We start from the raw sequence: 9,627 nt of genomic DNA, 5'->3' as shown, positions 1-9,627 counted from the left end.
ACGAGATCGTGAAGATAACAAAATCTCACCCGGTATAACGCCCGCGAAATCTCTAATTGTATTTTTGTAAAGCCTGCCCTCTATACTTTTACATACCTAGCCACAGGGGGCATACCATGGACAAATTTACTATCACCGATCAAATTTCTGCCGAAGGTCGCCTGACGACTGCATGCGTTGGAACTGATACGGCCAATTTTCTCATTTCCCTAGCCGAAGTAACTTATATTCCCGGCGTCAATGAGATCATTGACGCGATTCCTTCTTTTAGTGAAGCTGCTGAACAAGCCGGGAAACGTTATATTGGCACCGAAAGAAATGATCGGATGTTCGCAGCGTGGCAGCGAATTATGAAAACCCCAATGCGGAATGTCCTGAATGGCGCAATTCGCGTAAGGGTTGAAGTCACAAAAGAACTCGACAAATACAATAAAGCGCCAGACACAATCGGGGCTTTGGAAATTTCGGTTCGTGCGGAAACTCGCGCGCTCCTGCGCGATTCATCTGTCGAACAACAAGCCTCTCTAATCGCTGGCGCAGACTATAGGACTCTCGCGGCAATCATGGACGCGCCAGCGATTGTTTCGGGCTTAAGTGATCATCTCTATAACATCGCTCAAGAGCGGTTTCGGCTGCTTAATGTGATCAAACTCACCCACATGTCGCCGGAATTTAAGCTTAAGCCTACCTTGGAAAATCTCGCTGCTATAGGTATTGACGATGTTGCCGCAGAGAAAGAGGCGCGGGCTTTGCTTGAAAATCGGTCCAAAAAACTTGAAGCCGTCGATCTTGCCGCATCCACAATTCGACGAATGATTAGCTTCAGTGGGTTGATTACTGGAAAAACCGATCAAGAGATTCTGGATGAAATTCTTGCTTAAGCCGGAAAGGGCGGCAATCATTGAATTGCCGCTCAAGCCCGAAATGCATGGCTCGGAAATCTGCGCGGCTCTAGATATCAGCCGGGCCGTTCTTTGGCATTGGAGGTCAAACCATGGCTTTCCTCGACCACACAGGCGCGAGGGCAGGCAGTTATTCACTAGAACGAAAGATGTTGCGGCGTGGCTGGCCGCTCAAGGAATTCAAATAAGGTGGGTGGGATGACCGAAGATAATCAATGTTTATCAACGTCATATGCTGTCCCCGGTCAGAAGGGGTTTCAAAAGGGCAACCCCGGTCGGCCCAAAGGATCAAAGAATCGTTTTGCGGTCAGCACCTTAAAGGAACTTGCGACATTAAAGGGCGATGCAATGCAAGTTCTCCGCGACAGACTTGCGGCGGGTGATTTGGATGCGGCAAAGTTTATCATCGAAAAGATTGTCGGAAAGAATTCCCGGCTTATTGAACTTTCTGGAACTGACCCGGAGAGTATTGCGAACGATATTGCGGACGGTTCGCTGAACGTCGAAGAAGCTGCAAAATTAAGCCTTGCGCTACAGCGGCTTTCCAGCATCGAAAAAATCGAAGAATTGGAGAGAAGGCTTGATGAGTTGAACGCTTTGCTAAAGGATTCCTCGGTATGAACATCGGTAAAAAGTTGGACCTTGTGCGGCGGGCGGTGGATTCCATTCGAGCATCCATCCCTTCCGATCCATTGGCGGACCAGCCGGCTAAAGTGAAGGAAGCGATCAAAGCTTATCGCGCGATTGCTGCTCCTATTAACCGATACGTTGCCACGATGAACGGAGAGGCTTTGCTGGGCTATATTAATGTCCAGGACGGCATGACCCTTGACGACATTCAAGCTGCGTATGTGAATGAGTGCGAGGCGCTAAACCGCTCAATTGTTAAACGTGATCGATTCAAAGGGTTGCGGAAATGAAACTTCATGTCACTGCATTTCACGATCCTAAGACTGTCTTGAGCATGGACTATCACCCCATTCAGATCATGCAGCCGCATCTCGTTTTGGTTCTGGATCACCGGGATAGTTTCATTTTGGCTGCTGGGCCAATGCCTAATTGGCGCAAGGTTCGGCCAGCATCCGGGACATGGCCTTGCTATAACTCAATCCATTTCCAACACGGGTTAGAGCCGCTTCAAGCCCAGCCCAGCCATGACGGAGAAAGATTGGTTGTCAACGCGGCAGGCTTGTTAAAACTTGCGGTAATTTTTGACGGTGATCTGTCCGCTTTCTTGGTCGGAAATGCATTGTCCAATGCGCAACGGTTCGCGGATAACGTCGCCGCGTTTATTCAGCACGATTTGCAACCGCCCGGTTCTATGGCGCAGCATACTTTAGCCGTGTTGAAAGACAATCCAGATATTCTAGCAATGTTGAAGGGATATTCAGATGACGCATGTTGAAATCGGCAACCGCACCCATGAAGCTTTGTATAACGAATCTTGGCATTTCCGCCCTGTTCATGAGCAATGGTCGCATAACGGGCAGCATCGTTCGGAGGCGCAATTAGCCGCCCGCGTGTCCGAGATTCTAGCCGCGCAAGGATTCGATCACACGGTGGCGGATATCGAAGATGCCTTGCCGTCCCTGCGGCTGCGCTGGACTCGGGTTCGCCACGACCGGCAAGGGTTACAGCGCCTCCTATGAGCCGTCAGGATCACATTGACGCACGGGCCTGCCGTGCTCTCTGGTGCGCTGTCATGGAGGCCATGTTGTCCGATTTGACAGCACCAAGCCGCAGCGCCGCCACGGAAACCGCGCGCAGGCAGGCTGCCGCTTGGTTCGCGCGCGGCCCGGACATGCTCATGGTCGCGGCGCTGGCCGGGCTGGACGGGCGAGCCATACGGGACCGCTACCTGCGCGGCCAGATCGGCCCGAGGCGGGCGGCGTAGGGGTTACAGGGCTGTTCGGCTCACTCTGCGGCGTGAAGCGTAGGGACGGAAGAAACATCGACCTCACGGGCTGCATGCCATGCGTCATGTGCCCCCTGCATGCGGACCCAAGCGAGCGGTTCGCCGCCGAACATCTTGGCAAGCCGAACGGCAACCTCTGGGCTGACCGGCTTCTTCTCTGCCATAATGTCGTAAAGGTGCTGACGCGAGATGCCGAGCAACCGCGCGATTTCGGTTTTCGGCTTGCCGACTGCGGGAATCACGTCCTCGCGCAGCAATTCGCCGGGATGGGTCGGGCAACGGTCGGGGTTGCGAGCCATTCTTGCCTCCTAGTGATACTGTTCGAAATCGACCACATGGGCGTCGCCGCTTTCGAACTCGAATGTAATGCACCACGGGCCATTCACATGAACGGTGTAGCGCGTTGGGTTGTGCCCCCGGAGAGCGTGAAAGTCGAAGCCGGGCAGGTTCATGTCCTCTGGCGCGGTTGCCGCGTCTAGGCGGTCAAGGCGGCGCAAGATGCGCTGATGCATGCGCGCGTCGATTCTGGACTTCCCGGTTTCCCAGAGGGCTTTAAGCTGCTTGTTGGCGAACGACTTGATCATAAGGCAATGTAAGCAATTAGCTTACAGTCGTCAAGATCGGTCACACACTGTGGTTAACGGCACCGAGCAGGACGTAACCGGGCAATCCGTTACCCCGGCGTTACCCGAAGCGGCTCTCCGAACGAATGAGGGGTTAGCCGTTTCCGACTAACCCCTTGAATTCAATGGCGGACCCGGAGCGATTCGAACGCCCGACCCCCAGATTCGTAGTCTGACTGAATCCTTTGTTTCTAAGCCATTTTTTCCGCAACTGCCGCAGAAAGTGTCTCTTTCGGATCAATCGTTTACGATTCCCGTGCAAACCGGAGTGGGTGATTCGTATTCGTCGTTTTTCGACGGGGCGTGGCGATGAGCTACCACGTTGAAAGCCTCTGCGACTGCCGCAAGTTCGGCAGCGCAGCGCGGAAGCAGATCGCCATGTATTTGGCCAACAAGGCAAGCGATGACGGTTCAGGGATCTGGTGTTCCAAACACACGATGGCGCGACATACCGAGTTGAGCCTCGCCACCTGAGAACGGCGGTGAGAAATTAGGCCACGGAAGCGGCGGCATGGAGCTGCTGCGGGCGGCGTAAAAGTCGTCCACCAAGGTCGACGACCTGCTGCCCTGGCGATGGAACGGGTAGCGGTCAGGCCGGACGGTTACGCTTCACGGCGGGCCCTACCACTTTTTTGCAACCAGGTCCTTCATCGCCGCCAGATCCAGCATCTGCTCGGCCAGCAGCTTCTTCAGCTTGGCGTTCTCATCCTCGAGCCCCTTCAGCCGCTTCGCCTCCGACACCGTCATGCCGCCGAACTTGGCCTTCCAGTTGTAGAAGGTGCCTTCCGACATGCCGTGCTTNCGGCACAGGTCAGCGCACTTCGCGCCTGCCTCNTGCTCTGCCAGGATGCCGATGATCTGTTCGTCCGTGAATCTCGTTCGCTTCATTGTCCGTCCTCAAGTTGGGCCGGACTCTAATCGCATCTGGAGGAAAAATCCCGGGGCAGGTCACCCCCGACAAATCCCGTCAGGGGGAGGGTTCCACATGGGTCAATTCTCAGTGACATTTTCTATCGTGGCTGGGTCAGTTCTCAGTGACATCCAACAAACATGGATACAAGCAGTACCGGGGATGTCTTGGCGGCACGCCTCCCGGACTTGTGCCTGCCCCCATGCGGGGCGGCCGGCGATTTCGATTTAGTATGGCTTCTCGCCGATTCAAGACCTGCGCGGCGTTCGCGACTGTATGTCTGCCGATGTCCGCGTCTCGCGTTTCGCCTCGCCACTGCTTCATAGCGTGGCCAGGATCACCAGCATCAGGAGAAGTGCTCCGCTTATCGACCATCGCGACAACAGGCGCTCCGCCCGCGACGCCCATTCACCCGCCACGCGGTCGAGCATGAGACGCTTTTCGGGAAGCCTGAGCGCGGCGATCCAATGCGGCCGTGCCGGAATCATCGACAGAAGGCGTGCACCGGTGTCAGTGGTCGGAATGAGCAGGTCGCCTTCGGGAATACCTGGAGCACCCAGCCGTGCGACCGCCACCAAGGCGCCAACGACACCGGCCGCCGCCGCCGGCCAGAAGGCGGACAGAAGGCTGTCCGGCGCGAGCGGATAGGCGACCGGCAGGCCGGTGACGCCTGTGAACAGCAACCATGGCACGATCAGGCCCGCCGCCACGGTCGCCAGCCATGGAACGAGCAGGCCGGCTGCCGGTCGCGCGTCAGGCTCGTGGCTGCCGGTCGCGGCGACCTTGAGCATGAAGCGAAGCATCAGCATTGCGGTGCCGACGGCAGAGAGCGTGAACAGGAGTTCCGCCGCGCCGCCGCCGAGAGGTGGCTTTGCGCCGAGCTTGGCCAGCGCCCCGCCGGTGAGCGGCAGACCGGCGAGCGACAGCGCGGGTAGGGTGAGCGTCGCCAGCACCGGCACGAGCGACCGCTTCCCGCTCGCGCCCACGACGCCGACGCCCATGAACAGCGCGCCCTTGGCGAGACCGTGATGAAGGGCGTAGAAGCTCGCCGAGGCGAGCGCGATTTCTGGCGAGCCCTGTTGGAGTGCCGTCGCCAGCACGGCAACCACGAGACCCATCTGGCTGACGGTCGAATAGGCGAGCACGGTCTTTGGGTTCTGTTGCGTCAGCCCGATCGCTACGCCGTAGAAGGCGGTGGCGAGTCCGGCCCACAACAGCGCCTCGTGCCAGAAGCGTAGGTCGACCCCGAACGGCAGGAACTGGATAAGCCCGAATATCCCGGCCTTGACGATCGCGCCCGACAGAACGGCCGACGCAGGTGTCGGGGCCGCAGGATGAGCGAGAGGCAGCCAAACATGTAGCGGCACAAGGCCCGCCTTGATGCCGAAGCCGGCGACAAGAAGCGTAAGGACCGCCCCCTGCCACGGCGAGTCGACCATCGATTCGCGCATGTCCGCGATCAGCAGCGTTTCCGCGCTGGACGCGGCCAGCATGAAGCCGAGTAGCAGAGCGGTCTCGCCGGCCAGCGCCAGCACAATGTAGACGAGGCCCGCACGCATCGCCTTTGCTGAGCGCGTATGGACGACTAGCGGATAGGCGGCGAGCGAAACGCAGGCGAAGCTCACATAGAAGGTTGCGACGTCGGCTGCGAGGAACACGCCGAGATTGCCAGCAAGCGTAAGGCACCACAGTGCTGCGAAGCCGCCGGCCCGCTCGTCGCCGCGCATGTAAGTGCGCGCGAAGATGCCGGCGGCGGTCCACAGGAATGCCGCGAAGCCGAGGAACAGCCGGGCATTGCCTTCGAGCGCAAGCTGCGCGCCGAGCAGCAGGTCGGGGGCTTCGAATGCGCTCCCCTCGGGCGCGAACAGCGCCGTAGCGAGGGCCGGCAGCGGCGCCAGCGGCAGTAGCGACAGGCTATGCGGCCGCATAGCCGGCAGGTGGGCGGCCACCGCCAGCGTCAGCGGCAAGGAGAGGACAGGAATTAGCCAGAGCGCACCATACGAAAGAATCATGGCAGATAGACCCTTTCCACGATCAGCGTCGACCAGCCAAGCGGGCTAAGCGCGAAGGCGGCGAGCAAACCCGCGCCAAGCGACGCGAGCGCCGTCACTGCACCGGGCAGGATGAGCGCTGCCGGTGCTTCGATGATGTCTTCGCTTGGCGGGTTGCCGGCAGGAGGACGGAACCACGCGCGATAGACCAGCGGCAGGAAATAGGCGGCGTTGAGCAGGCTGGAGGTGGCCAGCACGAGGATCACCCAGGGCTGGCCCGCTTGTAGGCCGCCGATGCCGAGATACCATTTGGACACGAAGCCGGCGACCGGCGGCACGCCGATCATGCCGAGCGCGCCGACGGTAAAGGCGAGCATCGTCACCGGCATGCGCCGTCCTGCACCGTCGAGCTGGTCAATGGAGGTGATGCCGAGCCGCTCAGCGAGCGCACCTGCCGTAAAGAACAGCGTGATCTTCATCAGGCCCTGATGGACGAGGTGGACGAGCCCGCCGATAGTGGCGAAAGGACTGGCCAGGCTCGCGCCGAGGATGATGTAAGCGACCTGGCTGACGGTAGAGAAGGCGAGCCGGCGCTTGATGTCCGTCTGCTGGAGTGCGCGGACCGAGCCGTAAACAATGGTCAGCGAGGCGAGCGCCGCCAGCGTCAGCCCCAGCGAAAGCTCGGCCACGCGTTCGATGCCGTAGACGTCGTAGATGAAGCGTACGATGCCGAACGCGCCGGCCTTCACGACAGCCACGGCGTGGAGCAGCGCGCTCACCGGCGCCGGCGCGGCCATGGCCTGCGGGAGCCATCCGTGGAACGGCACTAGCGCCGCCTTCACTCCCAGCCCGCCGACGCACAGCAAGAAGATCGCGCGCAAGGTCCAGTCGTCGATGTTCGCGAGCGCACCGGGACGCGCGAACTCGACCGGGCCGGTCATGCCTTCCAGCCACACGATGCCGAACAGCAGCGCAGCACTTCCGGCCATGGTGTAGGCGAGATAGGAACGCCCGGCGGCCATGGATTTCTCGTCCCCCTTGTGGACGACGAGAGGCCACGTCGAGAGGGTGAGCAGCTCGTAGAACAGGAAGAAGGTGATGAGCGAGCCGGACAGCGCGATCCCGGTGGTCGCCGTCACGCACAGGTTGAAGAAGGCAAAGAAGCGCGACAGGTTCGGCTTCCCACCGAAATAGGCGATCGCATAGACGGTGGTGACGAGCCACAGGAAGGCGGACAGCGTCACGAACAGCAGCGCCAGCGCGTCGACCCGCAACAGCAGATAGAGGCCGGGAACGAATTGCAGCCGCGTCTCGTAGACCATGCCGCGCGCCACGCCCTCGAGCAGGAAGGCGATCAGCACCAGCTTCAGGAGCGCGCTGGCGATGTTGATTGAGTTGCGCAGCCGCGTGCGCTCCTCCGCGAGGAAGAAGCAGATGAAGGACGGCGCGAAGGCGCAGGCCATCAGGGCGATGGGAAGTGCCTGTGTCATTCCGTCCCTCCTTCCAACACTTCGGGCAGGCCGATCTGAAGGAACTGATAGGGAATACTCGATGCCAGGCCGATGATCGTCGCGATCAGCGCCAGCGCCAGCGGGATCGTCTGCCGCGCCTTGGAGACAGGCGCGATTTCGGGCACATGACTGCCCGCAAAGGCCGCATTGAGCGGCCGGAACAGGTAGACCGCCGCCAGGAGTCCGCCGGCGATCATCACCAGCGCGTAGAAGATCTGGCCGCCGGCGAGCGCGGAGGTCAGCATCAGATACTTGGCCATAAAGCCGCCGGACGGCGGCAGGCCCATGATCGAGAGCGCCGCGAGACCGAAGGCGGCCATCGTCATCGGCAGGGCGCGGGCGATGCCCTTCATGTCGGCGATCCGGTCATGCCCGAGCGCCTCGATGATCAGGCCGGCCGCGAGGAACAGGGCGGCCTTGGCGAAAGCGTGCGAGAGCGCATGGAAGATGCCGCCGGTCCACGCGCCGGCCGCCCAGGGCAGCGCGAAGGCCGAGCCGTCCGCGAGCGGAAAGATGAAGAACAGATAGCCGATCTGAGCCACGGTCGAATAGGCGATCACGAGCTTGAGCCGGCCCTGGCGGATGGCGAGCAGCGAGCCATAGATGACCGCACATGCGCCTAGGAGGCCCAGCGTCTGCACGAGCCACGGGCTTTGCGCGTCCGGCATCACGTGGAACCAGATGCGCACGATGATGAAGAACGACGCCTTCACCACCAGCGCCGAGAGCAGCGCGCTCGCCGGCGCTGGCGCATTGCCGTGCGCGGGCGGCAGCCAGGCATGAAGCGGGAACAGCGCAGTCTTCGCCAGAAGCCCGGCCGTCATCAGCCCGCCGGCGAGGACGACGGCGCGGTCGGGCTCGATGGCTTCGTAAAGCAGGCCGATGTCAAGCGTGGCGGCCGAGGCGTAGAGCAGAGCGACGCCAGTCATATAGGCGAGCGAGCCCATCAGGGCGAAGATCAAGTAGCGCAGTGCGGCCGCGGTGCCGCCATAGGCGACCATAGCCACTGCGGTGAGGGTCAAAAGCTCCAAAGCGACATAGAAGTTGAACAGGTCGCGCCCGACGAAGATCGCGTTGAGCGCTGCCCACATGGCGAAAAACAGCGGCCAGAAGGTGAAGCTCTGCGTCGTCTCGGCTGGATCGGAGCCGAAGGCGCGGCGCGCAAAGAGCGCTGCGGCGGGCATGATGATCGCGCCAGTCATCACGAAGACGGCCGAAAGCCCGTCCGCGCCGAGCGCGATGCCGAGCGGCACGGCCCAGCCGCCGACAGCCACCTCCAGCGGTCCGTGACTGCCAACCGCAAGGCAAAGCAGCACCGCGAGCGCAAGCATTGCTGGACCAATCCCGAGGACGAGACCGGACGAGAACCTGCCCGACACAATGGCAAGCAGGGTCGCGGCCAGCGGCAGGCCGACGGTGAGTTCCAGAAGCGGCAGCGTAAGGAGAGCACCCATCACGTCTCCTCCCGGTCCTCTTCCGGCAGCACAGCGCGGCCGGCCTCCTCCGCGTGCTTCAGCACCAGCGCTACCGCGAGCGCGGTCAGCGACAGAGCCACAACGATCCCCGTGATGATGAGAGCGTGGGGCACGGGATCAGCCCCGGCTTGCGGAGCGCGGTAGCCGAGCGCGCCGAGAAAGAGGAAGACGCCGCTGCCGATGACGTTGAAGGCCAGCACCCGCCGCAGGAGATGGGCACGCACGATGAAGCCGTAGACGCCGATGCCAATCATCGCGGCGCCGCAAAGGGCGTAGAGGGTAGCGGTCGACAGCATCATC

13 protein-coding genes, 1 tRNA gene and 1 pseudogene are annotated in these 9,627 nt (G+C 60.9%); 7 read left to right on the top strand and 8 right to left on the bottom strand.

The features are described 5' to 3' along the window. Positions 1 to 116 precede the first annotated feature (116 nt). The 6 genes from PARJ55_RS24010 (at position 117) to PARJ55_RS0113400 (ending at position 2,796) form a co-directional block, all read left to right on the top strand. Positions 117 to 881 carry a hypothetical protein gene (locus tag PARJ55_RS24010; protein WP_156929489.1) on the top strand — a complete coding sequence of 255 codons (765 nt, stop codon included), beginning with the start codon at positions 117 to 119 and terminating at the stop codon, positions 879 to 881. 219 nt (positions 882 to 1,100) lie between these two features. Continuing rightward, entirely contained in the window at positions 1,101 to 1,523 is a 423-nt protein-coding gene (locus PARJ55_RS24005) for a hypothetical protein (RefSeq protein ID WP_156929488.1), read from the top strand. After that, positions 1,520 to 1,822, top strand: coding sequence for a hypothetical protein (locus tag PARJ55_RS24000; RefSeq protein WP_156929487.1), 303 nt, complete (start codon positions 1,520 to 1,522; stop codon positions 1,820 to 1,822). Before PARJ55_RS24005 ends, PARJ55_RS24000 begins: the two co-directional genes overlap by 4 nt. Further along, positions 1,819 to 2,307 carry a hypothetical protein gene (locus PARJ55_RS23995; protein ID WP_156929486.1) on the top strand — a complete coding sequence of 163 codons (489 nt, stop codon included), beginning with the start codon at positions 1,819 to 1,821 and terminating at the stop codon, positions 2,305 to 2,307. Before PARJ55_RS24000 ends, PARJ55_RS23995 begins: the two co-directional genes overlap by 4 nt. Continuing rightward, the gene (locus PARJ55_RS23990) at positions 2,294 to 2,551 is read left to right on the top strand and encodes a hypothetical protein (protein WP_156929485.1); all 258 of its coding nucleotides are present in this window, start codon (positions 2,294 to 2,296) and stop codon (positions 2,549 to 2,551) included. The genes PARJ55_RS23995 and PARJ55_RS23990 overlap by 14 nt, the downstream gene beginning before the upstream one ends. 65 nt (positions 2,552 to 2,616) lie before the next feature. Beyond that, positions 2,617 to 2,796 carry a hypothetical protein gene (locus PARJ55_RS0113400; RefSeq protein ID WP_156929484.1) on the top strand — a complete coding sequence of 60 codons (180 nt, stop codon included), beginning with the start codon at positions 2,617 to 2,619 and terminating at the stop codon, positions 2,794 to 2,796. Between the two features lie 20 nt (positions 2,797 to 2,816). On the opposite strand, the gene PARJ55_RS0113395 is transcribed toward PARJ55_RS0113400, so the two are convergent. From PARJ55_RS0113395 to PARJ55_RS23985, 3 genes are all read right to left on the bottom strand, one after another. Next, entirely contained in the window at positions 2,817 to 3,116 is a 300-nt protein-coding gene (locus PARJ55_RS0113395; protein ID WP_028713503.1) for a HigA family addiction module antitoxin, read from the bottom strand. Between the two features lie 9 nt (positions 3,117 to 3,125). Then, on the bottom strand, positions 3,126 to 3,401 hold the full coding sequence (locus PARJ55_RS0113390; RefSeq protein WP_028713502.1) for a type II toxin-antitoxin system RelE/ParE family toxin: 276 nt from the start codon (positions 3,399 to 3,401) through the stop codon (positions 3,126 to 3,128). 165 nt (positions 3,402 to 3,566) lie between these two features. Beyond that, positions 3,567 to 3,647 (bottom strand) — tRNA-Ser (locus PARJ55_RS23985). A gap of 102 nt (positions 3,648 to 3,749) precedes the next feature. On the opposite strand from PARJ55_RS23985, the gene PARJ55_RS23980 reads away from it, so the two are divergent. Then, entirely contained in the window at positions 3,750 to 3,914 is a 165-nt protein-coding gene (locus PARJ55_RS23980) for a hypothetical protein (protein WP_156929483.1), read from the top strand. 127 nt (positions 3,915 to 4,041) lie between these two features. Here the strand turns inward: PARJ55_RS23980 and PARJ55_RS0113385 are convergent. The 5 genes and pseudogenes from PARJ55_RS0113385 to PARJ55_RS0113365 form a co-directional block, all read right to left on the bottom strand. Further along, positions 4,042 to 4,328, bottom strand: a pseudogene (locus PARJ55_RS0113385) (transposase); the annotation flags it as partial. Positions 4,329 to 4,670: 342 nt separating this feature from the next. Beyond that, positions 4,671 to 6,362 carry a complex I subunit 5 family protein gene (locus tag PARJ55_RS22110; RefSeq protein ID WP_036714196.1) on the bottom strand — a complete coding sequence of 564 codons (1,692 nt, stop codon included), beginning with the start codon at positions 6,360 to 6,362 and terminating at the stop codon, positions 4,671 to 4,673. Beyond that, positions 6,359 to 7,831 (bottom strand): monovalent cation/H+ antiporter subunit D family protein, encoded by a 1,473-nt coding sequence (locus tag PARJ55_RS0113375; protein WP_028713500.1) that lies wholly within the window; start codon positions 7,829 to 7,831, stop codon positions 6,359 to 6,361. Before PARJ55_RS0113375 ends, PARJ55_RS22110 begins: the two co-directional genes overlap by 4 nt. Beyond that, the gene (locus PARJ55_RS22105) at positions 7,828 to 9,306 is read right to left on the bottom strand and encodes a complex I subunit 5 family protein (RefSeq protein ID WP_036714194.1); all 1,479 of its coding nucleotides are present in this window, start codon (positions 9,304 to 9,306) and stop codon (positions 7,828 to 7,830) included. The genes PARJ55_RS0113375 and PARJ55_RS22105 overlap by 4 nt, the downstream gene beginning before the upstream one ends. Next, positions 9,306 to 9,626, bottom strand: coding sequence for a cation:proton antiporter subunit C (locus tag PARJ55_RS0113365; protein WP_198019360.1), 321 nt, complete (start codon positions 9,624 to 9,626; stop codon positions 9,306 to 9,308). The genes PARJ55_RS22105 and PARJ55_RS0113365 overlap by 1 nt, the downstream gene beginning before the upstream one ends. Position 9,627 lies beyond the last annotated feature (1 nt).

The organism is Paracoccus sp. J55, assembly GCF_000513975.1.
Lineage (GTDB): Bacteria > Pseudomonadota > Alphaproteobacteria > Rhodobacterales > Rhodobacteraceae > Paracoccus.
The sequence above is the reverse complement of the archived record's forward strand: the minus strand, read 5'-3'. Positions and strand labels throughout refer to the sequence as shown.

Excerpts from the sequence above, each read along its gene's own strand:
- PARJ55_RS24005 (WP_156929488.1), top strand. The coding sequence starts at position 1,101 with ATGACCGAAGATAATCAATGTTTATCAACGTCATATGCTGTCCCCGGT.
- PARJ55_RS23995 (WP_156929486.1), top strand. The coding sequence starts at position 1,819 with ATGAAACTTCATGTCACTGCATTTCACGATCCTAAGACTGTCTTGAGC.
- PARJ55_RS23990 (WP_156929485.1), top strand. The coding sequence starts at position 2,294 with ATGACGCATGTTGAAATCGGCAACCGCACCCATGAAGCTTTGTATAAC.
- PARJ55_RS0113375 (WP_028713500.1), bottom strand. The coding sequence starts at position 7,831 with ATGACACAGGCACTTCCCATCGCCCTGATGGCCTGCGCCTTCGCGCCG.
- PARJ55_RS24010 (WP_156929489.1), top strand. The coding sequence starts at position 117 with ATGGACAAATTTACTATCACCGATCAAATTTCTGCCGAAGGTCGCCTG.
- PARJ55_RS23980 (WP_156929483.1), top strand. The coding sequence starts at position 3,750 with ATGAGCTACCACGTTGAAAGCCTCTGCGACTGCCGCAAGTTCGGCAGC.
- PARJ55_RS0113390 (WP_028713502.1), bottom strand. The coding sequence starts at position 3,401 with ATGATCAAGTCGTTCGCCAACAAGCAGCTTAAAGCCCTCTGGGAAACC.
- PARJ55_RS0113365 (WP_198019360.1), bottom strand. The coding sequence starts at position 9,626 with ATGATGCTGTCGACCGCTACCCTCTACGCCCTTTGCGGCGCCGCGATG.
- PARJ55_RS24000 (WP_156929487.1), top strand. The coding sequence starts at position 1,520 with ATGAACATCGGTAAAAAGTTGGACCTTGTGCGGCGGGCGGTGGATTCC.
- PARJ55_RS22105 (WP_036714194.1), bottom strand. The coding sequence starts at position 9,306 with ATGGGTGCTCTCCTTACGCTGCCGCTTCTGGAACTCACCGTCGGCCTG.
- PARJ55_RS22110 (WP_036714196.1), bottom strand. The coding sequence starts at position 6,362 with ATGATTCTTTCGTATGGTGCGCTCTGGCTAATTCCTGTCCTCTCCTTG.
- PARJ55_RS0113395 (WP_028713503.1), bottom strand. The coding sequence starts at position 3,116 with ATGGCTCGCAACCCCGACCGTTGCCCGACCCATCCCGGCGAATTGCTG.